The 22908-nt window shown below is 74.6% G+C and carries 23 protein-coding genes; 11 read left to right on the top strand and 12 right to left on the bottom strand.

Annotation, left to right across the window (positions count from 1 at the left end; translation table 11 throughout):
* The first annotated feature begins 121 nt into the window (after window positions 1-121).
* The 7 genes from ACIGXM_RS09125 (at window position 122) to ACIGXM_RS09095 (ending at window position 4505) form a co-directional block, all read left to right on the top strand.
* Window positions 122-1738, top strand: coding sequence for a PucR family transcriptional regulator (locus tag ACIGXM_RS09125; RefSeq protein WP_396558509.1), 1617 nt, complete (start codon window positions 122-124; stop codon window positions 1736-1738).
* A 24-nt stretch (window positions 1739-1762) separates the two neighbouring features.
* Entirely contained in the window at window positions 1763-1948 is a 186-nt protein-coding gene (locus ACIGXM_RS09120; RefSeq protein WP_396558507.1) for a hypothetical protein, read from the top strand.
* Window positions 1949-2185: 237 nt separating this feature from the next.
* The gene (locus ACIGXM_RS09115; protein WP_396558505.1) at window positions 2186-2803 is read left to right on the top strand and encodes a fluoride efflux transporter FluC; all 618 of its coding nucleotides are present in this window, start codon (window positions 2186-2188) and stop codon (window positions 2801-2803) included.
* On the top strand, window positions 2800-3228 hold the full coding sequence (locus ACIGXM_RS09110; RefSeq protein ID WP_396558503.1) for a DUF190 domain-containing protein: 429 nt from the start codon (window positions 2800-2802) through the stop codon (window positions 3226-3228). Before ACIGXM_RS09115 ends, ACIGXM_RS09110 begins: the two co-directional genes overlap by 4 nt.
* Window positions 3225-3593, top strand: a complete 369-nt coding sequence (gene crcB, locus ACIGXM_RS09105; RefSeq protein WP_396558501.1) for a fluoride efflux transporter CrcB — start codon at window positions 3225-3227, stop codon at window positions 3591-3593. The genes ACIGXM_RS09110 and crcB overlap by 4 nt, the downstream gene beginning before the upstream one ends.
* Before the next feature lie 264 nt (window positions 3594-3857).
* The gene (locus tag ACIGXM_RS09100) at window positions 3858-4214 is read left to right on the top strand and encodes an ArsR/SmtB family transcription factor (RefSeq protein WP_396558499.1); all 357 of its coding nucleotides are present in this window, start codon (window positions 3858-3860) and stop codon (window positions 4212-4214) included.
* 156 nt (window positions 4215-4370) lie between these two features.
* Window positions 4371-4505 carry a DUF6126 family protein gene (locus ACIGXM_RS09095; protein WP_396558497.1) on the top strand — a complete coding sequence of 45 codons (135 nt, stop codon included), beginning with the start codon at window positions 4371-4373 and terminating at the stop codon, window positions 4503-4505.
* Between the two features lie 159 nt (window positions 4506-4664).
* Here ACIGXM_RS09095 and ACIGXM_RS09090 read toward each other — a convergent pair whose 3' ends face one another.
* The 9 genes from ACIGXM_RS09090 to ACIGXM_RS09050 form a co-directional block, all read right to left on the bottom strand.
* Window positions 4665-5474, bottom strand: coding sequence for an alpha/beta fold hydrolase (locus ACIGXM_RS09090; RefSeq protein WP_396558495.1), 810 nt, complete (start codon window positions 5472-5474; stop codon window positions 4665-4667).
* 71 nt (window positions 5475-5545) lie between these two features.
* On the bottom strand, window positions 5546-6253 hold the full coding sequence (locus ACIGXM_RS09085; RefSeq protein WP_396558493.1) for a formyltransferase family protein: 708 nt from the start codon (window positions 6251-6253) through the stop codon (window positions 5546-5548).
* Window positions 6250-9294, bottom strand: a complete 3045-nt coding sequence (locus ACIGXM_RS09080; protein ID WP_396558491.1) for an amino acid adenylation domain-containing protein — start codon at window positions 9292-9294, stop codon at window positions 6250-6252. The genes ACIGXM_RS09085 and ACIGXM_RS09080 overlap by 4 nt, the downstream gene beginning before the upstream one ends.
* The gene (locus ACIGXM_RS09075; protein WP_396558489.1) at window positions 9291-10391 is read right to left on the bottom strand and encodes an NAD-dependent epimerase/dehydratase family protein; all 1101 of its coding nucleotides are present in this window, start codon (window positions 10389-10391) and stop codon (window positions 9291-9293) included. The genes ACIGXM_RS09080 and ACIGXM_RS09075 overlap by 4 nt, the downstream gene beginning before the upstream one ends.
* Window positions 10388-12352 carry a fatty acid CoA ligase family protein gene (locus tag ACIGXM_RS09070; protein WP_396558487.1) on the bottom strand — a complete coding sequence of 655 codons (1965 nt, stop codon included), beginning with the start codon at window positions 12350-12352 and terminating at the stop codon, window positions 10388-10390. Before ACIGXM_RS09070 ends, ACIGXM_RS09075 begins: the two co-directional genes overlap by 4 nt.
* A 4-nt stretch (window positions 12353-12356) precedes the next feature.
* Window positions 12357-13274 (bottom strand): hypothetical protein, encoded by a 918-nt coding sequence (locus ACIGXM_RS09065; RefSeq protein WP_396558485.1) that lies wholly within the window; start codon window positions 13272-13274, stop codon window positions 12357-12359.
* A 3-nt stretch (window positions 13275-13277) separates the two neighbouring features.
* Window positions 13278-14342 carry a 3-oxoacyl-ACP synthase III family protein gene (locus tag ACIGXM_RS09060; RefSeq protein ID WP_396558483.1) on the bottom strand — a complete coding sequence of 355 codons (1065 nt, stop codon included), beginning with the start codon at window positions 14340-14342 and terminating at the stop codon, window positions 13278-13280.
* A gap of 269 nt (window positions 14343-14611) precedes the next feature.
* Window positions 14612-15133, bottom strand: coding sequence for a hypothetical protein (locus ACIGXM_RS09055; protein WP_396558481.1), 522 nt, complete (start codon window positions 15131-15133; stop codon window positions 14612-14614).
* A 183-nt stretch (window positions 15134-15316) separates the two neighbouring features.
* Entirely contained in the window at window positions 15317-15880 is a 564-nt protein-coding gene (locus tag ACIGXM_RS09050; RefSeq protein WP_396558479.1) for a hemerythrin domain-containing protein, read from the bottom strand.
* An 837-nt stretch (window positions 15881-16717) separates the two neighbouring features.
* On the opposite strand from ACIGXM_RS09050, the gene ACIGXM_RS09045 reads away from it, so the two are divergent.
* Window positions 16718-17248, top strand: coding sequence for a hypothetical protein (locus tag ACIGXM_RS09045; RefSeq protein ID WP_396558477.1), 531 nt, complete (start codon window positions 16718-16720; stop codon window positions 17246-17248).
* A 253-nt stretch (window positions 17249-17501) separates the two neighbouring features.
* Window positions 17502-17738, top strand: coding sequence for a DUF6296 family protein (locus ACIGXM_RS09040; protein ID WP_396558475.1), 237 nt, complete (start codon window positions 17502-17504; stop codon window positions 17736-17738).
* A gap of 101 nt (window positions 17739-17839) precedes the next feature.
* Here ACIGXM_RS09040 and ACIGXM_RS09035 read toward each other — a convergent pair whose 3' ends face one another.
* Together ACIGXM_RS09035 and ACIGXM_RS09030 are read right to left on the bottom strand one after the other, a co-directional pair.
* Window positions 17840-18322, bottom strand: a complete 483-nt coding sequence (locus ACIGXM_RS09035) for a ferritin-like domain-containing protein (RefSeq protein ID WP_396559145.1) — start codon at window positions 18320-18322, stop codon at window positions 17840-17842.
* A gap of 181 nt (window positions 18323-18503) precedes the next feature.
* Window positions 18504-19310 (bottom strand): VOC family protein, encoded by an 807-nt coding sequence (locus ACIGXM_RS09030; RefSeq protein ID WP_396558473.1) that lies wholly within the window; start codon window positions 19308-19310, stop codon window positions 18504-18506.
* A 285-nt stretch (window positions 19311-19595) separates the two neighbouring features.
* Between ACIGXM_RS09030 and ACIGXM_RS09025 the strand changes: the two genes are divergently transcribed.
* Together ACIGXM_RS09025 and ACIGXM_RS09020 are read left to right on the top strand one after the other, a co-directional pair.
* On the top strand, window positions 19596-20828 hold the full coding sequence (locus ACIGXM_RS09025) for a PP2C family protein-serine/threonine phosphatase (protein WP_396558471.1): 1233 nt from the start codon (window positions 19596-19598) through the stop codon (window positions 20826-20828).
* Between the two features lie 239 nt (window positions 20829-21067).
* Window positions 21068-21505 (top strand): SRPBCC family protein, encoded by a 438-nt coding sequence (locus tag ACIGXM_RS09020; protein ID WP_396558469.1) that lies wholly within the window; start codon window positions 21068-21070, stop codon window positions 21503-21505.
* A gap of 72 nt (window positions 21506-21577) precedes the next feature.
* Here the strand turns inward: ACIGXM_RS09020 and ACIGXM_RS09015 are convergent, their stop codons facing one another.
* A complete protein-coding gene (locus tag ACIGXM_RS09015) occupies window positions 21578-22621 on the bottom strand; it encodes a mechanosensitive ion channel family protein (RefSeq protein WP_396558467.1) in 1044 nt (347 codons plus the stop codon).
* Window positions 22622-22908: the final 287 nt, after the last annotated feature.

Raw genomic sequence — 22908 nt, 5'->3', positions numbered from 1 at the left:
TGACGCCACGCCCGTCTGCCAGCCTCCGCGACGCCCGGGCGCGGCGTCACCGACCTGCGGGGACCAAAAGCGGCCTCGCTCTCGACCTCCCAGGTCCAGAGCGGCTGGCTAGGCTGGACGCGTGGCCCTCTCCGCTCCGGAGTTCGACGGCCAGGATTTCGACGGCCAGGACGAGCACGGAATCCTGGCACTGGCCCTGTCGGCCCTGGCTTCGCCCGGCTGCTTCCTCCCCGCGGTCGGGTACCTGCTGCGGGACGACGTCCTGGTACGGCACGACGCGGCGGCGGCGCGGCGGCCCGAGGACGCCGCGATGGACGCCGCGGTGCGGGCGCTGCGGGGCGACGACGGCGCGCTGGACCTGCCGGGTGCCGGCTGGTCCCGGGCCTACTCGCTGCGCGGCCCCCAGGGTCCCGGCGGGTACCTGGTGGTCCGCTCGCCGGCCACCCCCACGCGGGAGCAGCTGGTGCTGGCGGAGGCGCTGGTCCGCCAGACGGCCTCCGCGCTGGCCTGCGCCGCCTCGTTGCGGCGTGAACGGGACCGTGTGGCGGAGCTGCGCCGGCGGTACGAGGCGGAGGCGGCGGCCAACGCGGAGCTGCGGGCGACCGTGGCCGAGCTGAGCCGGCGTGGCGCCGTCCCGGCCGCGCTGACCCGGGTCGTGCTCTCCGGCGAGGGCGAGCAGGGCATCACCCGCCTGGTCAGCGAGCTGACCGGGTTCCCGGCCGTGAGCGAGGACCGCTTCGGCCATCCACGGACCCGGGCCGAGCCCGGCCACCCCGGCCCCGGGCGGCCGCCGCCGACCGACCGACCGACCGCCTCGGTACGCGACCACGACCGGTTGCTCGCCTTCGCCCGGCCGCACGGCGAGGTGCTGGGCGTCCTCGCCCTGGTCGACCCCGAGCACCGGGCCTCCGAGTTCGCGGCCTACGTGCTGGAGCAGGCGGCGACGGCGCTGGCCCTGGAGCTCTCGCACGCCCGCGGCCTGGCCGAGGTCGAGCTCAGGATCCGCCGTGACCTGGTCGAGGACCTGGTCACCGGTACCGACCCGGAGAGCGCCCTCGCCCGCGCCGACGCGGCGGGCCACGATCTGCACGGGCCGCACCGGGTGGCGGTGGTCCGGTGGAAGGGCCCGTGGAGCCACGACACGATCGGCGCCGCGGTGGGCCGCGCCGCCGAGAGGCAGGGGTTCGGCTTCCTGCTCGGGTGGCGGGCCGGAGCGGTGGTGCTGGTCACCGCCGGCGAGTGCGTCACGGGGGCACTGTACGAGGCGGTGGCCCGGGAACTCGGTTCGTCCACCGGGACCATCGGCGTCGGCGGCCGCTGCGACTCGCCGGCGGACCTCCCGCACTCGTACGAGGAGGCGCTGCGCGCGCTCGGCGTGCGGCAGAAGTCCCCGACGCCCGACGGCCTGACCGCCTTCGACGAGCTCGGCGTCTACCGGGTCCTGCGCACGGGCGACGGTGACACGCAGACCGAGCGTTTCGTCCAGGAGTGGCTCGGTCCGCTGCTGGCCTACGACCGGGAGCGGCACACCGACCTCGTCCCCACCCTCTCCGCCTACCTGGAGTCCGGCGGCTGCTACACCGCGTCGGCCGACGCGCTGATGATCCACCGCAGTACCCTGCGCTACCGGCTGCAACGCATCCGCGAGATCACCGTCCTGGATCTCGCCGATCCGGACGTCCGGCTGAACCTGCACCTGGCGACCCGGATCTGGAAGGTCGTCACGGGACCCGACTGACGTCCCCACCGGGCCGACCGCGCGGTGTGCGAGCGCAGTCGCCACCCCACGGTCGGCGAACTCACCGTCACACACGAGTCGTCGGGCTTCCCCCGGGACGACGAGCTGACGCCGTGCGGGTACCCCGCCGAACCGGGGTCCCCCTCCGCCGCCGGCCGGCTGGGCCAGCCCGCCCCGGGGGATTCACCGACCCGCCAACCCCTTGGGTAAACTGTCCGGGAAGACGGCGGAGGGGCTCGCCGCAACCGCGACCGGACGAGGTCGCCAACGGTCCCTACCTGAAAGCCCGAGACGGGTGATCTACCAGGTAGGAGGACCATGCCCAGTCAACCGTGGTTGCCGTCCGGCCCGTGCGGGCCGGGCGCCGAGGCCACCATCACCCTGTCCCGCCACGGCGAAGCGGGCAGTGGCCCGTGCACGGCGGCGGGCGCGACGCGAGGAGTGCCTGTGTCACCCGGAGAACGTTCGACCGCCTCGGAGCAGCCGCTCCCGGCGGAGGCTCAGCCGGTCGATCCCGACCTCGCCGCCGGCGCGCGGCGGCCGCCGACCGGCGTGACGGAGCGTCCCCCGCGGCCACGGCAGTGGGACGTGCTGCTGGTGATCGCGTTCGGCGGCGGGCTGGGGAGCATCGCCCGCTACGGGCTGGCCAGGGCCTGGCCGACCAGGCCGGGCGGGCTCCCCTGGGCGACGCTGGTCACCAACGTCGGCGGGTGCCTGCTGATCGGCCTGTTGATGGTGTTCGTGCTGGAGGTGTGGCGTCCCTCCCGCCACGCCCGCCCGTTCCTGGGCGTGGGGATCCTCGGCGGATTCACCACCTTCTCGACCTACACGGTGGAGCTGCGCGGCATGCTGGCCGCCCACCACTGGTCGCTGGCCAACGCGTACGCGCTGGGCAGCCTGGTGGCGGGCCTGGCCGCGGTCTGGACGGGCATCGCGCTCGCCCGGATGGTCGCCGGGCTGCCGGTGCGGCGCGGCCCGCGCCGCCGGGCCGAGGCCGGGCGGACCGTCACCGCGCCCCGGCGGTCCTCGACGAGCGGCACCGACCTGGAGGGAGAGCGGCCATGAATCCCCATCTGCCACGATGGCACCACGAGCACCAGGACGGCCCGGGCCACCGGCCGCCGCGGGAACCCCTGGAGGGGCCGGTGCTGCGGTTGTCGGTGTACCTGGGCGAGTCGGACCAGTTCCACCACCGCCCGGCGTTCACCGAGATCGTGCACCGGGCGCACGAGGCGAACCTGGCGGGGGCGAGCGTCTTCCGCGGGGTGGAGGGCTTCGGCGCCGGCTCGCTGATCCACACCTCCCGCCTGCTCGACCTGGCCGAGGGCCTGCCCGTCGCGGTCGTGATCATCGACACCGAGGAGCGGGTCCGGGCCTTCCTGCCCCACCTGCACGACGTCGCACCGGGCGCCCTGGTCACCCTGGACCGCGCCGAGGCCGTCCGCATCCCGCCGCTCGCGGCCGATCCCGAAGAAGGAGCCTCGTCGTGAACCTGCTACTGGTCTTCCTCGGCGGAATGCTGGGCGCCCCGCTGCGTTACCTGGCCGACAAGGCGGTCCAGGCCCGCCACGACAGCGTCTTCCCCTGGGGCACCTTCGGCATCAACATCTCCGGGGCGTTCGTGCTGGGCGCGCTCACCGGCGCGGCGAGCGCGCACGGGCTGCCGCAGAACGCGACCCTGCTGCTGGGCACCGGGGTGTGCGGGGCCTTCACCACGTTCAGCACGTTCGGCTACGAGACGGTCCGGCTGCTGGAGGACGGCTCGCTGGCCGAGGCCGGGCTCAACGCGCTGGGCAGCCTGCTGGCGGGCACGGCCGCCGCGGCGGCCGGCTTCGCGCTGCTCCAACTCTCCTGACGGCGCCCCGGACCGAACGGCCGGCCGGGACCACGGCCGAGGCCGCCGATCCCTTGGGCCGGCTCCGCGGCCGTCGCCGCCCCGGGGACGGGCATGAGCAGCCCGGGCAGCGTGCTCGCCGCCCCCCGGAACGGGACGGCGGCGAGCACGCTGCCCGGGGCACGACTTGAAGAATCCTTCACATTCGTAGAACCTCCTCTCGTGAATCCGGTGACCTGGCGTGATGACGGGCCGAGGCGGCCCCGGTGGAAGGGACGGACTGAGGTGCCCGTCCCGCTCCACCAGGCGAAGGCGCAGTTCTTCCGCACGCTCGGGCACCCGACCCGGATCCGGGTGCTGGAGCTGCTCCAGGACGGGCCGCGCCCGGTGCGCGAACTGCTGGGCGAGCTGGAGATCGAGCCGTCCAGCCTCTCCCAGCAACTCGCGGTCCTGCGGCGCGGCAACCTGGTGACCGCGACCCGCGTGGGCAACACCGTGGTGTACGCGCTGAGCACGCCGGACGTGGCCGAGCTGCTGCGCGCCGCCCGCCGGATCCTCACCGAGATGGTCACCGACCGGGGGGATCCGCTCGGCCGGCCGCGCGACCCCGGCCCGCGCGCGAGCCCGCGGGAGCACGCCTGAACCTCGCGAGGAGCTGCTGACGGTCGGTCTGCTCCCGGCCGCCCCGCTGACGGTCGCCGCCGGGAGCCCGGGCGCCGGCGGATGACCGCGGGGGCGCACACTTGACGGGCTGCCGCGACGTTCCGAACATCGACCGCCGTACGAGGAGAGCCATCCGTGACCGAAGCCGTCCACGACGAGAAGAGCAAGCGCAGGGCGATGCTCTTCCGGGCCGGGATCTACATCCTGGGCACGCACTTCTTCGCGTTCTTCATCATGCTGCTGTTCTTCCTCGGCGGTCACCGGCACTGACTCCCGGCACCGGCCACCGGCGGTCCGGTCAGCCCCCGGAGCCGGCTGCTCCCCCGGCGCGCCGCGTGGTCGTCGCCGGTGCCCCCGTCTGTCGCCGTCGCCCGCGGGGCGCAAGGCGGAGCGGAGCGGGCCGACGGCGCGCCGGCCCGCTCCGCCCGGTCAGGCCGGGAGGCGGATGGGGGAGCTGCTGCCCTCCAGGATCACCCGGGCGACCAGGGCCGGGTCGTCGCCCATCGGGACGTGGCCGCAGCCGGGGAGGGGCACGAAGCGGGCAGCGGGCAGGAGTTGTCGGGCGCGCCGGCACTGGGCGGCGAGCAGCAGGCGGTCGCGGGTGCCCCAGGCGAGGGTGATCGGCACCTCGGGTGGGAGCGCGGTGGGGAACCGGGAGGCCTGCTCGGCCCGGCCGGCCCGCAGGGTCCGCCGGAAACCGGGCGCCTCCAGCAGCGCCCGGGTGTCCAGCAGCAGTTCGCGCGGGTCGAGTTGCTCGGGCCGCCCGTAGATCACGCCGAACATCAACTTGCGGCCGTGCGCCGAGGTGGCCAGGCCGGCCCGGACCGACTCCGGGGTGCGGGCGGCGAACCGGTGCAGGTTGAGCATGCCGGCCGCGTACAGGTAGCCGGCCCGGCGGTAGAAGCCGGCCGGTGAGAGCGCGGTCGCCGAGGAGACCAGGCCGTGCCGGGCGGCGTGCAGCGCGAACAGGCCGCCGAGCGAGTTGCCCGCGACGTGCGGCCGTTCGACGCCGATCGAGCCGAGGAAGTCGGCGAGCACCCCGAGCGCGCTGTCCACCGTGTACGGCATGCCGGGCGGTAGCGGCGGCGAGGCGCCGAAGCCGGGCAGGTCGACGGCGATCACCTCGCGCTCGGCGGCGAGCAGGTCGAGCACGGGCTTCCAGCCCTGCCAGCGGTGCCCGATGCCGTGCAGCAGTAGGAGGGGCGGGCCGTCGCCCCGGCGCTCGTGTACCAGGTCCATGGGGCAAGAGGATAGGTCCAAGTTACTTGCCGGTCACCGCTTTGTGAGAACAAACGTCAATAGGCTGGAAATCACACTTCCGAAGAGGGCCGACTCCTGCCGAGCGAGCGCAGCGCCTCGGCCAGCTCGGGCACGAAGGGCGCCGTGACGCCGAGGTCGGTGGCCCGCTCGAACGCCGGGTGCGCGACGTACCGGCCCAGCTCGCGCAGCGCCCGCAGGCCGTAGTACCCGGGCGCGGCGGGCGACCGGACCACCGGCGGTTCCGGGTCGTGGCCGGCCGCCAGGGCGCCGAGCGAGCGCTGGAACAGCTGGTGACAGGCCTGCACGCCGCTCAGCAACACCTGGTGGTACCGCGCGTCGGCGGCGATCGGAAAGCGCAGCTCCGCCAGGACCCGGCCGGTGTCCACGCCGGCGTCCACCCGGTGCAGGGTGGCGCCGTACTCGGGGTCGCCGTGCAGCAGCGCGAAGGCGACCGCCGCGGCGGGCAGGCCGCGGTGCTGCGGCAACAGGCCGTTGTGCACGTTGTGGATCCGCAGGCCGGAGTCGAGCAGCGGTGCACGGAAGATCATCCGGTTGTTGACCGACCAGACCAGGCCGTCGGTGCAGCGGTCGAGCAGCCGCCCGGCCGCCGCGTTGACGTCCGTGGTGGTGAGGTACGGCGCGGCCGTGGTGCCGGCGTCGGCCGGATCGTCCGAGACGACCAGGTCGACGCGGTGACCGGTGCCCAGCGCGTGTGCGACGGCCCGCCGGAGCAGGGCGCCGCGGCCGACGAAGATCATGCCCGCACCCGGCCTTCCCGGCGGGCCCGGCGGACCGCACCCGCGACCCGGTCGAGGGTCAACTCCGCGAGTGAGTCGCCGATCTCGGCCATCAGACGGTCGGTGTCGGCGGGTCCGAGCAGTTCCCCGGCGACCGCGGCGAGCATCTCCAGCACGGCCAGCGAGTCACCGCCGAGCTGCTGGAAGTCGCTACGGCCGTCGACCGTCCGGCGGTCCACGCCGAGCGTGCGCGCCCAGAGCACGGCCACCCGCTCGGTGACGGTGTCGCCGCCGGTCGGCTGTTCGACGTCACCACCGGTCGGCCGCGCGACGGCCACGGGCCGTGGTGTCGCGAACGGGTCGGGCAGCGCGGCGAAGTCGGTCTTGCCGCCGACCGTGGTCGGCAGCTCGGCGACCGGCACGATCACGGCGGGCACCAGGTGCCCCGGCAGCCGGGCGGCGAGCCGGTCACGCAGCGCGGGCCCGGACGTGGTCGCGTCCGGCCCGGTCACCACGTACCCGCAGAGCGCCGGCCCGCCCCCCGGGCGGGCCCGCACGGTGACGGCGGCCCGCAGCACCTCGGGCTGGGCCTCCAGGGCCGTCCGCACCTCGGCGGGTTCGATCCGGTGCCCGGCGATCTTCAGCTGCTCGTCCGTCCGGCCGACGAACTCGATGGCACCGCACGGCAGTCGGCGGCCGAGGTCACCGGTCCGGTAGCGGCGCACACCGTCCGCGCCGACCTGGAACCGCTCGGCGTCCAGCTCCGGGCGGCCCAGGTAGCCGCGGGCCAACTGGACTCCGGAGACCAGGATTTCGCCGATCCCGGGCACCGGGTCGGCCGATTCGTCCAGTTCGACCCGCGCGGCCGGGCCGGGGTGCCCGATCGGCACGGACGGGCCTCGCTCGGTCCCGTCCAACACGTGTGCCAGGCAGGCGACGCTCGCCTCGGTGGGCCCGTACGCGTTGACGATCCGGCAGTCCGGCGCGAGCCGGGCCCGGGCCCGCTCGGCGGCGGCCAGGGTGAACCGCTCACCGCCGACCAGCAGGGTGCGCAGACCCGACAGGTCGAGGTCGAAGTGCTCGACCAGGTCCAGGTGGGCAGGGGTCACGGCGAGCGTGTCCGCGCGGTGGCGGGCCAGCAGCGCGTGCAGCGCGGGGCGGTTCGGTTCGCCGGGGACCAGCACGGTGGTGCCGCCGGCCAGCAGCGGCAGGAAGAGCGGGAAGCAGGAGATGTCGAAGGCGTAGGAGGAGAGGAAGGCGAACCGGGTGCGGTCGTTGACCTGGCAGAGCCCGGCGGCCCAGCGGACGAAGGCGAGCAGCGAGCGGTGCTCGATCTGCACGCCCTTGGGGCGGCCGGTGGAGCCCGAGGTGTGGATGACGTAGGCGAGTTGCTCGGGCGCGGGGTCCGGCAGGGCGAGACCGGGCGGCGTGGCGGGAACGTCCTCGCCGAGCAGCACCGGGCAGGGTGTCGCATCCAGTCGCCCAGCGAACTGACGCTCCGTCAACAGTGCTGCCGCTCCGGACTCCCGGAGCGTCTCGCTGATCCGGGCGGCCGGGTGACGTGGGTCCAGCGGCAGATAGCCGGCACCGGCCTTGAGGATGCCCCACAGCATCGCGACGCCCGCGGTGCCGCGGTCGACGAGCAACCCGACCACGGCCTCGCGCGCTATGCCGCGACGCAGCAGTTCGGCGGCCACGGCATCCGATCGACGGTCCAACTCCCGGTAGCTGACCGGCCCTTCCGGCCCGTCCAGGGCCGGGGCGGTCGGCCGGAGCGCGGCCTGGCGGCGGAACAGCCCGACCACGGTGGCCGCCCCGTCCGCTCCCACGGGCGTCGTGGCGGGCCGGGGAGCGACCCCGGGCGTCACCCCGGCCAGGCGGTCCAGCAGACGGTCGGCCCGGGCGGACAACTCCGCCACCGGGCCGGGCCCCTGACAGCCGACGACCAGTTCGGTCCGGTCCGGCAACTCGATCGCGACACACGACACCGGCACCAACGGCGCGTGCACCGGCAACGCGTGCACCGAACGGGCGGTGAAGCCGCCGCCCGAGCAGTCCGCCGGGTCGATCCGGCCCAGGTGGGAGACGATCGCCGAGGCCAGGTGGCGGTCCCGGCGCACCGCCGCCGCCCGGCCGGCCCGCAGCAACGCGGTGGCGACGGGCAGCGGCAGCCGGGCCAGCGCCGACTCGAAGCCGCCCGCCAGCTCCCGCTGTTCGGCCAGCGCCCGCAGCAGTCGCGCGTTGGCGCGACGCCAGGGCTCCCCCGCCGTCAGGTCGAGGAAGACCGGCAGCGTCAGGTTGCCGGTGGCGGCCACCTCGGGGCGGTGGCGGCGCAGGTCGACCGGGACCAGGACGCGGGCTCGGGGCGCCCGGGCCGTCCCGGCGGCGTCGGCGACCGCCTGGGCCAGCCGGGCGGTCAACCACGGCTGGCGGCCCGGCAACGTGCGCCGCCGCCACAACGCGACCACGTCCGCGCGCGGCCGCCCGCCGGCCGGTCCCCCCGCGGACAGCGGGGAGCGCTGGTCGAGCAGCGGCGTCGGGCGCCGCCGCCCGGCGGCGCCGAGCTCCACCAGCAGCCGGTCGTCGGTGAGCGGCGAGCGCACCGCGCGTGCCGGCTCACCGCGCAGGGCGCGGAAGACCTCGCCCATCCAGAGCCGCGCGCCGTGCCCGTCCATCACGCCGTGGAAGGCACGGAAGACGAGCGCGGTCGGCCGCCCCGCCGTCTGTGGCAGCAGCAGGACCTCGCAGCCCGGCTCCCGGCCGAGGTCCAGTCGTGCCGCCAACGCACCCGCGCCGAAGTCGGGTTCGGTGCCCGGCGGAGCCACCCGGACCCGTGGCGGCCGCCCGGAGTCCACCCACACGCGGCCCCGCCGGACCAGCCGGGAGCCGGGGCAGGCCTCGGCGGCGGCCGCCACGGCGGCGCGCAGCGCGTCGGGTTCGGGGCTCCCCTCCCCCTCGACGACCAGTTGCAGGGTCATGGCACTGCCGAGCCGGTGGGCGGCGAGGTAGAGCCACTCGGTCGCCGACACCGGACGTCGGAAGGGCCGCTCGGATCCGTTCATCGCCGCCCTCCCGACCCGCCGGCGGACCCGAATGAGCCCGAAGGACTGGTGAACTCCCTCGCCCCGCCGATCGATTCGACCCAGTCCAGCAGCCCGCGCAGCCCGCTCTCCTGGTCGGTCACCGGCCGGTAGCCGAAGTCCCTTTCCGCCGCCGCCGTGCGGTAGGTCGCCGACCGGGTGAGCAGCGCCACCGCGTAGCGGCTGAGCGGGCGTTCCCATCGCGCGGCCAACCCCGGTATCAACCAGAGCAGTTCGACGGCCGAAACCAACGCGTCGCGAACCGGTGGTGCGAGCCTGGTGGTCGGCGGCCGACCACCGAGGAGTTCGGCCAGCCGGGTGAGGAACGCCCAGAGGTCGGTCTGTTCCCGGTCCACGATGAAGTACGGCCGCCCGCCGACCCGTTCGGCCGGCGCCTCGGCGGCGCGCAGCACGGCGGCGACCGCGTTGTCGCAGTGGCAGAGCGAGACCAGCACCCGCTTGCCGCCCGACAGGTCCGGCAGCCGGCCCGCGAGCATCCGGCCCACCAGGCGGGGCAGGAAGCCGGAGCGGTCGCGTGGACCCCAGATGCCGCGCGGGCGCAGCGCGACCGTGCAGAAGTCGGGCCGGTTCGCCGCCAGGACCAACCGCTCGGCGGCGGCCTTGGTCTCCGAGTACAGGTTGAGCCAGCGGTCCGGATAGGGCGTCCGCTCGTCGATGCCCAGCCGGTCGCCGTCGGTCGGTCCCATCAGCGCGCTGGGACTGCTGACGAAGACGAACCGGCGCACCCCGGCCTGCCGAGCCGCGGTCAGCAGCCACTCGGTGCCGCGGACGTTCTCCGCGGTGAACTGCGCCCGGGTGCCGTGGTCGACCACCCGGCCGGCGCTGTGCTGCACCACGTCGACCCCGGCCACCGCGTGCCGCAGCGATTCGGCGTCGCCCAGGTCGCCGTGGACCAGCTCCACCCCCGGCAGGCCGCGCAGCCGCGTCACGTCGCTGCTGGACCGCACCAGGGCACGGACCCGGTGTCCGGCCCGCAGCGCGCCGTCCACCAGGTGCCCGCCCAGGAACCCGGACGCGCCGGTCACCAGGACGGTCCGCACACCGTCATCCCCGCTCATCGCGCCTCCTCCGCCCCGGCCGCGGGCAGCAACCGCCACCAGGTCGCGCCGTACAGCATGGTCAGCACCGCGGCGGCGCCCGGGCTCCGGCCGGCCGCCCGCCCGCGCGACAGCGCCTTCGGCAGCTGTACGGCGTGCCCGAGCACGCTCAGCACGGCGTCCAGCCACCAGAGCGCGACCAGCACCGGCTGGTCGACCGGGTGGAGCAGCCCCGCCGCCAGGTACGCCCACCCCGCCAGTGGGACGGCGCGCAGGGCCCGGGCCCGGGACGGGCCGAGCCGGCCGGCGGCCCAGCGGGCCAGCCGTTCCCGGCCGATCTTGGCGTTGTGTCGGATGTCCACCGGGAAGCCGGGGTGCCGCAGGAAGACCGTCAGCCCGGCGGTCTCCGGCCGGGCCGCCGCCAGCGCTCGCAACTCCGCCACCAGCGCGGTCCACTGGACGTCCCTGACGCCCGGCTCGGTCTCCACGCAGACCACCGGACGCTGCGCCCCGGGCGCCCCGACGCCGACCAGCGCGGTGCGCCGGACCAGCGGGTGGGCGTTGAGCACCCCTTCGCAGCGGACCGTGTGCAGATCACCCGCCCGGGTGCGGACCCGCTGGCTCTTGCGTCCGCAGAACCAGAGCCGGCCCGCCGGGTCGAGGTAGCCGAGGTCGCCGGTGCGGTGCCAGATCCGCTCCGCGGCACCGTCGCCCTGCTCCACCACCTTGTGCGCGGCGTCGGCCGCCGGCGCCGCGTGGTAGCGGCGGCTGACCGACTCGCCGGCGACCACGATCTCGCCGACCGCGCCGGTCGGCACCGGCAGCGAGGCGTCCGGGCCGCGCAGCGGCCCGTCGGAGACCGGCAGGATCCTCAACTCGGTGCCGGGAACCGGGCGTCCGACGCAGCTGCCGGCGCCCAGCGACGCTCCGGCGGCGGTCTCCGCGAGGATCTCGGCGGACTCGATCGAGGTGATCGGCAGCGCCTCGGTGGCGCCGTAGGTGACGTGGATCGCGGCCCGCCCGTCGAGCACCCGACGCAGCGTCGCGACCAGCTCCGGCGGCACCGGGGCGCCGCCGGAGACCACGCAGCGCAGCTCGGGCAGCGGTGTCGGGTGCGCGCTCAGGTGCTCGGCCAGCCGACGCAGCAGGGCCGGCGAGGCGAACAGCGTACTGGTCCGGAACCTGGTCATGGCGTCCAGCAGGGCAGCCGGGTCGGCCTGGCCGACCCGGCTCGGCGCGAGCGGCGCGAGCACCAGGGTGGAGCCGAAGAGCAGGTCGAGCGCGCCGTACAGCGGCAGGGTGACCAGCGAGACCTCGGAGCGGTCGCGGGCGTGGGCGGCCCGCACGGCACGGGCCATCGCCGTCATCATCCGATGGGTGAACTCGACGCCCTTGGCCGGGCCGGTGCTGCCGGTGGTGAACCCGATCATCATCAGGTCGTCGCCGCGGACGGCGGGCCGCTCGGCCGGCCCGGTCCGCGCGGAGGTGCGCAGGGCGGTCAGACTCTGCCCGCCCCAGCCCCAGCGCCGCCCGAGGGTGACCCTGATCCGGACATCGGCGAACGCGCGCCGGCCCACCGCCCGGACCGCGTGCGCGACCGGCGGCCCGACGAAGGCCTCGGCGCGCACCGCGCGGTAGCAGTGCAGCATCCGCCGGACTCCCATCCCCGGGTCCACCACGACCGGGACCGCGCCGAGTCGGAAGAGCGCGAAGAGCAGTGCGAACAACTCCGGCCCGGGGGCGGCCATCAGCACGGTGCGGGTGCCGGATCCGATCCCGATGCCGCCCAGCGCGTCCGCCAACAGTTCGACCTCGCACTGCAAATGACGGTACGTCATCTCGCCGTAGGATATTCGGCCGTCGGGTTCCCGGCCGTCCGTCGGATGGATGATCGCGGTCTTCTCCGGGAAGGCCCGAGCGTTGCGGGCCAACTGCTCGGCGAGGCCCAGTTCGCCGCTGAGCGGCTCCGTCGCGACGGTCATCGGATCACCGCTCCTGCGGCCGGTAGCTGACGCAGGCGGCGCTCGGCCCGGCGCCCGCCGCGACGAACAGGATCTGGTCGACTCCCTCGGGCAGCCCCTGCTCGACCGCCTGCAGGTAGCCGAGGATCGGGGCGGCGGTGTGCGGCAGGCCCCGCGCAGGGCCCGGCACCTGCGGGGCGAGCACGCTGGAGCCGGACATGCCGAGCCGGGCGGCCAGCCGGTAGGGGAAGTCCGCGGTCGGCCGGGAGCTGACCAACAGCGTGCGCCGCAGGTCGAGTTCCTCGTTCCAGGCGTAGTCGGTCGCGATCTCGGTGGCCAGGTCGAGCAGTTGCTCGGCGAAGCCCGGCTCGCGCCGGACGGTGATCCGGCGGCGGCCGTTGCTCCCCATGCCGACCGTGCGCAGGAATCCGGCGGTGGCCGACGGCTGGTCGGCGCGGGCCGAGCGGACCGGACCGAAGCCGCCCTCGGCGGTGGCCGAGCGCTCCAGCAGCATCGCGCCGCCGAGGTCGGCGTAGGGGTAGTCGTCGTCCAGGTCGGCACGGCCGCTCGGGTGCACGTCCGCGGCGGTGACCAGGACCCGCTCGGTACTGCCGGTGTCCAGCAGCGCCTGGGCGACCTGGACGGCGTTCAGCACCCCGCAGGCGCCGTTCATCAGGTCGAAGGAGAACGCGGCGCCGGGCACCGGATGGGCGAGGTAGTCGAGGTTGATGCCCGCCTCCTTCTGCACCAGGGCACCGACGGCGGGCTCGAAGGTGTTGTGCTCGCGGTAGACGCCCACGTTGATCAGCGCACCCACGGTGTCCGGGGAGAGCCGGGCCTCGGCCAGGCAGGCGCGGGCGGCCTGGCCGGCCAGCCGCACCACGGCCGCCGCGCGGTGGGCGGGGGCGGTGCTGGTCGAAGCGGCCTTGATGACAGTCGCCATCGGTCATACCCCCAGGTTGGTGATGGTCGCGGACAGTGCGCCGGTGACCACCCCGGAGGCGGCCGGGACCAGCAGGTACTTGGCGCCGCGCCGGGCGGTCCCGGCCTTCAGGTGCCGGTGCAGCACCAGGAAGTGCGCGGTGGAGGCGGTGTTGCCGAACTCCTCCACCACCGAAAGGGATTCGGGCATCGGGGTGCCGAACTCGGCCTCCCCGGTACGGTTCACGTAGTCGACGAACCGGGTGCCGACCTGGTGCTGGACGACGTAGTCGAAGCCCTCGTCCGCGAAGGTGCGCCCCTGCTTGGCGAGTTGGTCACCATGGAAGGCGGGCCACAGGCGCAGCCGGTCCTTCTTGTGCATCTTCCGGTTGTCGGTATAGAGGGCGATGCCCTCGGTCCGCTCGCTCGGCATGCCGAGGCAGAGTTCGGAGTACTCGGCGCAGGTCATCAGGTCCAGGTAGTGGATCCGGTCGGCCTCGTCCCGCGCGAGGTCCAGGACGACCGCGACCGCCGAGTCGCCGACCGAGAGCGAGGCGAACTGCGGGTCGTAGCTGTCGGATATCTCCCGGGCGGCGGTCTCCGCGACCCGGGTGGCCTGTTCGCCACTGACCACCAGGCCGTTGCGGACCTGGCCGGCCCGGATCATCCGGTCCAGCAGGAGGACGCCGGTCATCATGCCGGCGCAGGCGTTGGAGACGTCGAAGTGGGCAGCCCGGTGGGCACCCAGCTCCTTGGCCAACTCGGCGGCCAGGGAAGGCTCGAAGGAGAAGTCGTCGCCGTTGACGAAGCGGGTGATGGAGGCCGAGATCACCACGTCCAGGTCGGCGGCGTGGTAGCGGGAGTGGCCGAGCGCGTCCCGGGCCGCCTTCAGCGCCAGGCCGAGCGAGTCCTCACCGGCCGTGGGCCGCGGGTCGCGCACCCGGCGCTGCGCCACGCCGGTGATCCCCTCCAGGTCGAGGTCCGGTAAGTGGGCCGCCACCGAGGCGACCAGCTCCGGTGTGGACTGGATGCCGGGCGGCAGATAGGCGCCGAGCGCCTCGAAGCGGCTGGCGCGTGCGTCGAAGACCATCGTCATCTCTTTCACTTGCTCGCCGGCTGGCAGATCTTTTTCGCAGCGGATCCCTCGGCGGCGCGAGCGCGCTCGCCGGCGTTGCGAGGCCAGCCCTCATGGTGAAGTCGCCCAGCGGGCAGCGCCCTTGCTGCCCCTCCCCCGAGGCGACATGAGCATGTTACCTCACAGTATATGTCCGTGAGGTTACCAAGGGTTACTTTCGGACGTTCGCACGAGGGTGGGAACTCGCGGGGTTCTTCGAAGCGCCGGGCGTCCGCGCGGCGGTGTCAGCCCTCGACCGGCTCGATCCGGAGCAGGCCGAGCAGGTCCGCGCGGTGCAGCGCGGCGATCGGGTCGAGCAGGTCGGGGTGGCGCAGCAGCGGCGCGGCGTCGTGGTCGTGCTCGCCGGGGGCGGTCAGCCGGAAGGCGTCCCCGGCCAGCTCGGCGCCGTGCTCGGTGCCGGCCAGCGCGGCCACCGCCGCGGCCGCCAGCCGCGGGTCCGCCAGCAGACACGCGGCCCAGCTCACCACCGTCTCGTCCACCCAGGTCCGCCACGCCCAGTCGGCCAGCGCCTCGGGCCGGCCGTCGGCGCCGGTGAGCCGGTCCAACCGGCCGGCGCCACCGGGACCGAGCAGGTACAGCAACTCGACGTCCAGACCGGTCGGGTAGCGCAGCGCCGCGGCGACCGTGGCGGCCTGCCGGGCCTGGGCCTCGGCCAGCGCCCGGCTGAGCGCACCGTGCGGCGCCGGGTAGGCGGACAGCAGCCACCGGGTGGCCGTGCTTATGACGGGTGAGAGATCAGTGGACATGGCGAACCGTCTTTCAGACCTGCTCGCCTTCCGTTACTGCCCGTGCATGATCGGCCCGCGAGCGCCGGGCGCGCCGACGGCGCGCGGCTGCCCAGGGTACGTGGCCGTCACGGGCGGGCGGCCGGACCGGCGGCATGACCCGCGTCACGGTCCGGCCCGGCACCTGCCGATCACCGCGGGTGATCAGTCCTTCCGGCCGCGTCCGCTGACGAAGTCACGCGCCCGGTCGACCAGCCCGACACCAGGCGCCAGCAGCTTGCTGGCGGTCGGCGTGGTGGGCACCGCCGGGTGCGGCCGGGTGGGTGCCATCGCCTTGGCCCGCCGGATCTTGTCCCCCAGGTCCGTCAGCATCGCCGGCGGACACGCCTCGCGCAGCGCCGGGAACAGCCGCTCCTCCTCGTCACCGATGTGCTCCGTCACCTGGTCCATCAGCTGCTGGAGCAGCATCGGGAACTCGGCGTCCTTCGGGGTCATCGGCTCCAGCCGCTTCAACAGCTTCTCGATCCTGGCGTGGTCCGCGATCTCCTTGTCCGCGAGCTGCGCGCCGCCCTCGACGTGGTCACGAACCGCGGGGTAGAGGTACTGCTCCTCCGCGACCGCGTGGCGCACCAGCTCGATGGTCACCTCGTCGACCATGCCGCGCAGCGCCAGGTCGCTGGTCGGCATCTCCTCGATGCCGGAGAACATCCGCTCGACCTCGCGGTGGTCGGCCATCAGCTCGTCGATCGCATTCCCGCCGTGTCCCATGCCTTCGCCCTTCCGTCCTGCTCCTCGCCGGGCCGTTCCCGGGTGGGGGCGATGCATTCCCGCCGCGCGTCCCGGCGTCCACGGGCCGCCCGCACGCCACCCGGCCGGCGGTACGGCCTCGGGATGCGGCCGGCCGGCGCGAGCGGCCCGCTCGCGGCGTCGGCCGGAGCACCCACGGCCCGGGATCGCCCACCCCACCGACCGACCGTTTCGCGCTGCTCGCCCTGGCCGCCTCGGCCAGCCGGCCCGCGCCCGTGTCAGCCGGCCGGCGTGTCGCGGATCAGGCTGCGCTCGCGGACCAGGTCGTCGTGGATCTCCGGCTGGTCGGGGTCACAGGCCTCCAGCGCGTCCTCGACGGCGGCCGGTGCCTCGGCCCGGCGCCCGAGCAGGCGCAGCGCGCCGGCCGACTCGGGCGTCCCAACTGCCGCCCTGCTGAAGGGCGAGGGCCCACAGCGGGTCGTGCAAGCCGTGCCGCCCGGCGGCCCGCGACTTCGAGCGGGTCGAGGCCGGGCGCGTCAGGCAGGGCGAGCAGCCGGAACGTCCGGGCCCGGGCCGGGGTGAGCGGGTCGTGGGAGAGCGCGAGGGCCGGCTCCACCGCGCCCGGCGGGCAGGCGAGTTCGGCCGACCTGGTCCGCTCGTCGGCCGCCCGGGCGGCCCGGGCCTGCTGGGACAACGGGCGGGTCCGGCGGGTTCATGGACCGGACCCGGGCCGCCGTCCACCGCGACTGGTATCCAGCGGAAGGAGAGCGGGCCTCCGGATGCTGTCACCGACGGCTCCGCCTAACGTCGTTGGTGAGAACGCGCGTCGTTGGCGGGAACGAGGGAGAGGCGGAGCGCATGGAGGTCGACGAGCCCCGGCGGTGTGACGACGTCCCGGACGCCGAGTTCGTCCGGCGCTGGCGGAAGGCGGTGGACGACCACCTGCCGCCGACCAAACGCTCGCTGCTGGTGACCTGGATCGCCTTCGGCACGACCTTCGGCACCACACGGCTGATCACGCACGGCATCCGGGGCGGCTGGCTGCCCTGGGGGAACGTCTCGGCGGGCGGCAGGCACCTGCACCACTACAACTTCGGCATCGCCGCACTGGCCGGCGTGGGGCTGATCGCGGTGCGAGGCGACCGGCAGGCCGTCGGGCATCCCGCGGTCGCCGCCGGCTACGGGATCGGCTCGGCGCTGATCGCCGACGAGTTCGCCCTGCTGCTGGACCTGCAGGACGTGTACTGGGCGAAGGAGGGCCGGGTCAGCGTGGACGTGGCCCTCGGGATCCTGGCGGCGCTCGGTACGTACCTGACCGCCGCGCCGTTCTGGCACGAGGTCGTCCGGATCACCCACCAGAGCGCCCTGCGGCAGCTGGGCGCCAGGTGAGCGGGTGAGCACCGGCTGGCCGGTGCATGACGCCACGTCAATCCGACTCCCGGCACGGAATGCGAGCCGGTGGACCGCCCAGCGGCCGGCCGGGAGCAACGGAGCGGTGAGCCACTGAACTCGGTCGCCGGCGTCCTCACCCTGGTGCGACAGCCAGGTGAGGGCGCCGGCTCGACGCGGCATGTTCATGGCTTTCGCCGAAGAGTACCGTCGATACTCTCAGGGGGCCACGCTTCAGCGCCTGGAGGACGTGATGCCCGCGATCCGTCGGTACGCGATCACCTTCCCGGGGACACCGGGGACGCACGCTCCGCCACGTGTGGTGATCGTGCACCTGACCACCCGCACCGGATTCGACGGCCAGCCCGTGTACGCGGACGACTCCGGTACGTTCCTGGTCCACATCAGGGACGGCAGGATCGCGGAGCCCCTGGCCGATCAACCGGGCCCCAACCGCACCCAGTGTCTGCACGCCGAACCACTCCCGTAGCGCCCGCGCCCGGCACCTCCGACGAACGGGGCAGCCGCGGGGACACACCCCGGAGCGGTCGGGCGGGCGGCGTGGAAGCGTCCCCCCGCCCGACCGCGTGTTCAGATCGCCGCCCCCAGCAGGTCGACGAGGTCGTCCGCGTGCTCCTCTTCCTCCTCCAGGATCGACTCGATCAGCCTCCGGGTGGTCGGATCGTGGTTCCCCAGCCACCGGGCGATCTCTTGGTACGAGGAGATGACGATCCGCTCGGCGAGCAGGTTCTGCTCCAGCATCGCCTTCAGGTCGTGGTCCGCCGGCGTGGTGTACTCGGTGTGCGCCCGCCGGGCCAGGCTGGTCGGATCGAAGTCGGGCTGACCGCCCAGCTGGGAGACCCGTTCGGCGGCCCGCATCGCGTGCGCCATCTCCTGCGCGGCGTGCTCGGTGAACTCCGCGGCGACCTGCGCGCGGTCGATCCCGGTCGCGGAGATCGCGTGCCGGGTGTAGCGCAGCCAACACACCACCTCCGTGGCGACCACGTCGTTCAGCACCGAGATCACCTTCTCCTGGTCCAGGCCGTAGGTCTCGGTGACCGGGCCCTGCGCCATCTTCTGCCGGGCCTCATCCCGGATCCTGCTGACGTCCAGCACGAAATCGTCGCCTGCCACACGCACTCCCCACTCGAACGGGCCGATTGCCCCCGCACGCCTTCCACCGGCAGGGCGATCCGACACCCGTGGCCCGCTCCGGCCACCGGTTCGCAGTACCGGCCGCCCGGCGCCACCGCGCTCAGTCGGCGTACTCCGGGGCCATCGCGATCACCGAGAACAGACCGCCCTGCGGATCGTGCAGGCTCGCGATGCGGCCGTACGGGGAGTCCTCGGGCGCGACCGCTACCTCGCCGCCCAGCTCGACGGCCAGCCGGGTGGTCTCGTCCGCGTCGGTGACCGCGAAGTAGATGTGCCAGTGCGGCCACTTGAGCGGCTCGTCGGCCGCGCCGGTGGCGCCCCCGCAGATCGCGGCGGTGCTCCGGCCGTCGATCCGGAGCACCACCCGGTCGTTCTCGTAGCGGACCTCGTACCTGGTCTGGTCACGGCGGTCCCACTCGAAGACCTGGCCGTAGAAGACCGCGGCCTGGAAGGCGTCCCGGGCACGCAGCTCGGCCCAGACCGGCGCGCCCGGCCGGCGGAGCGGGCGCGGGCGGCCGGCCCGGCCCTGCCACAGGCCGAAGACCGCCCCCTCCGGGTCGGCCACCAGGGCGACCCGGCCGGCGCCCGGAAGGTCGAGCGGGCCGACCGCGATGGTGCCGCCGCTGTCCCGGACCAGCGCGGCGGTCCGGTCCGCGTCCTCGGTACCGAAGTAGGTCGTCCAGGCGACCGGCAGCTCGAAGCGGGCCGCGATCTGCACGATCCCGGCCACCAGCCGGCCCCCCACGGTGGCCAGCGCGTGCGGGCCCACGCCACCCGGACCGGGCCGGAAGCGCCAGCCGAGCAGCGGCCCGTAGAACGCCTGCAGCGCCGCGATGTCGTGCCCGCTCAGGCTCACCCACGAGGGAGCCGCCGGCACGTTTCGCACCAGCGGGTCGGTTCCTGCCATCGCTGCCTCCGGGTCGCACCACCGGGCCACCGGGCAGCTGCCCGCGGATCCCGATTTCCATGCAAACCGACGCACGGCCGAGCCGCACCCGGCGCGGCCGATTGGCGTCCGGGCCGGCCCCGCGCTCCGGCGGGTACTCGGCCGGGCGGCGGCCGGACTCCGGTGCGCCCGCGGCGCCCCAATTCACCCGGGTGGCGGACGACGGCGCGCCCGCCCCACCGCTTCCCGGCGTACCGTGGGCAACCCCGGTACCGGCCCGGCGGGGCCGGCAGGCGGGTGATGGCGATGGAGGAACGGGGCTTCGGCAAGCTCCTCGCGACGCTGCTGGAACAGGCCCACGAGACGGCCCCCGGCGAGCTGGCCGCGCTGATCCGGCGGGGAGCCCGGGCGATGGGCCTCAGCGACGCGTCGGTCTTCCTCGCCGACGTCCAGCAGCTGCGGCTGGTCCAGCTGCCCGACGGCCCCGCCCCACCCACTCCCCCGGAGCGGGCCGCCGCCCTGCCGATCGACGGCACCCTGGCCGGCTGGGCCTACCGGACGATGTCGATGCGGCTGAGTTCGAGCCCGGAGCTGGTGCTGTGGCTGCCGCTGGTCGACGGCATCGAACGGATCGGGGTGCTGCGGATCGCGGCACCCGCGGTGGACGCCGCCACCGTCGCGCAGTGCCAGGCGCTGGCCTCCTTGGTCGCGCTGACCGTGGTCTCCAAGACCGACTTCAGCGACGTGATCCTGCAGACCGTGCGCAGCCGCCCGATGAGCCTCCAGGCGGAGCTGGCCTGGGCGTTCATGCCGCCGAGCACCCTGGGCACCCGGCAGGTCAGCTCCAGTGCCGTGCTGGAACCGGCCTACGAGATCGGCGGCGACGCCTTCGACCACTCGCTGACCGACGGCCGGCTGCACCTGACCGTCGTCGACGCGATGGGCCACGACCTGCTGTCCGGGCTCTCCTCCGCCGTGGCACTGGCCGGCTGCCGGTCCACCCGCCGGGGCGGCGGCGGGCTCGTCGACATCACCACCGCGGTCGACGAGGCGCTCACCCGCTGGGTCCCCGACCGGCCGCTCACCGGCGTCTTCGCCGATCTCGACATCACCGGCGGCGAACTGACCTGGGTCAACCACGGCCATCCCCCGCCCCTGCTCATCCGCCACCAACGGGTGGTCCCGGGTGCCCTCACCCGCCGGTCCCAGCTCCCGCTGGGCCTCGGACCGGGCTACGACAGCACACCCAGCACCGTCCACCACGCCCAGCTCGAACCCGGTGACCGGATCCTCATCCACACCGACGGCGTCACCGAAGCCCACTCGGCCAGCGGTGAGTACTTCGGCGAACCGCGGTTGATCGACACCATCGTCCGAGCCACCGCCGCCGGCGAACCCGCCCCCGAGGCACTGCGCCGGCTCGTCCACGCCATCCTGGACCACCAACACGGCCGCCTGAACGACGACGCCACCATCCTGCTCGCCGAGTGGCACCCCCACCCGCCCGAGCCGCCGTCCACCGGCGCCGCACCCGGCTGAGACGTCGACCCAGGAGCGGCGGACGGGCCGGCCTCCGGTCACACCCGCCGGACCGCCGTCGCACGGTCCCGGATCTCACGGTCGGTCATGTCGTCCTTCCGCTAACGGCGTTGGGGCACGCCACCGGATGCTGGCCGCCCGGCGCGACGCGGGTCGCGCGGCATGGCCGACCACCGAAGGGGCAGACGCCCGACATCGCATCCGCCGGGAGGCGGCGGAGCCGTCCGCCAGGAGGACCCATGGCACAGGTGGAGGAGTCGATCGAGGTCGCGGTGCCGGTCACGGAGGCCTACCAGCAGTGGACCCGGTTCGAGGAGTTCCCGCGCTTCATGGCCGGCGTGGAGCGGATCGACCGTCCGGCACCGGAGTTGACCCACTGGGTGGTCAGGGTCGCCGGTGCGGTACGGGAGTTCGACGCGCGGATCACCGAGCAGCTCCCCGACGAGCGGATCGCCTGGACCGCGGTGGCCGGCGAGCCGCACCAGTCCGGGGTGGTCACCTTCCACCGGATCGACCCGAACCGGAGCAGGGTGATGCTTCAACTGGACTACGCCCCACAGGGGTTGGTCGAGACCGTGGGTGACGCGCTGGGCTTCGTCCAGCGGCAGGTCATCGACGACCTGAAGTGCTTCAAGGACTTCATCGAGTCCCGGACCACCGGGGCGGGCCCGGCCTGATCGCCCGGGCCCTCGTCCCGGGCAGCCGGGGCGGCCCCGCCGCCGGACGACCCCGTGGCCGGCCACCGCGGTTCAGGGGCGGCCGTGGAGGTCCGTCGGTCGGCCGCCGTCCGGCGCGGGGGCCAGCCCGATCCGCGGCAGCGCGTACGGATGGCGCTCCCGCAGGTAGGCGATCAGCTCCTCCCTGATGTAGCAGCGGAGGTTGAAGGCGTCACCGCCGTCCCGGGCGGTCATCAGCGCGCGGACCACGATGGTGGAGGGCGTGGTGTCCACGATCTGGAAGGCGCTGCCCTGACCGTCCCACAGTTCGGTCTTGGCCAGCAGGGTTTCGAAGTGGGCGCGCAGGTCGGCCATCGGTGCGCTGTGGTCCAGGTGCAGCAGCGCGGTGCCGGTTATCCGGGTGTCGTTGCGCGACCAGTTCTCGAACGGCCGCCCGGCGAAGTAGGAGACCGGCATGACGATCCGCCGCTGGTCCCAGGTGGCGATGACCACGTAGGTGAGGGTGAGTTCCTCGACGGTGCCCCACTCGCCGCCGACCACGACGACGTCCCCGATCCGGACCATGTCGGCGAAAGCCATCTGGACGCCGGCGAACAGGTTGCCCAGGGTGCTCTGGGCGGCCACGCCCGCCACCACGCCGACCAGCCCGGCGGAGGCCAGCAGGCTGGTGCCCAGGGTCCGGACGGCGGGGAAGGTCATCAGCATCGCTCCCAGGGTGACGAGCGCGATGGCCGCCTGGCAGATCCGGCGCAGCAGCCCGGCCTGGGTGCGGACCCGCCGGACCCGGCTCGGGTCCTGGCGCCGCACCGAGAACCGCACGCTCGTGTCGATCAGCAACGCGACCAGCCGGGCCGCCAACCAGGCGCAGCTCGCCAGGGCGAGGAGCACCAGGAAGTGCCGCACCGCCCGCTGGGTCGCCGGGCCGAACCTCGCCCAGCTCTCGCCGCCGAGCAGCAGGCCGGAGGCGATGGCCAGTTGGAGCGGTCGGCGGCAGGCACGCAGCAGTGGAAGCGGCGTACGGGCGGGTTGCCGGGGCGCCAGCCGGCGTGCGGCGAACTCGGCTCCCCGGTTGAGCGCGAACGCCGCGACGATCGAGCCGGCAGCGATGACGAGCATGCGTAGGACGGCCCACAGGCCCACGACGGATCTCCCTCCACGAGTGCCGGACGGGCAGGTCACTCGGGACCGCTCCCGGCGGCGTCGGCGCACCGCCCGCGACGGACAGGGGCCGCGGCCCCGTCAGCGGGCTCGCCCTCGCCTACCCCGGGGTGGCCGGGCTACCCGCCCGGGATCCCGGCCGGGCGACGGCATCGGAGCGAGACCGCGGACGGTGTCACGCGGAGCGAGCGGATGGGAACAGGTCGTGCTGGCACTGGGGGCCGCCCCGCCCGGGGACCGGCGCG

It is taken from the genome of Kitasatospora sp. NPDC052896, assembly GCF_044547075.1.
Lineage (GTDB): Bacteria > Actinomycetota > Actinomycetes > Streptomycetales > Streptomycetaceae > Kitasatospora.
Note: the sequence above shows the minus strand (reverse complement) of the source record. Positions and strands in the feature narration are given on the sequence as shown.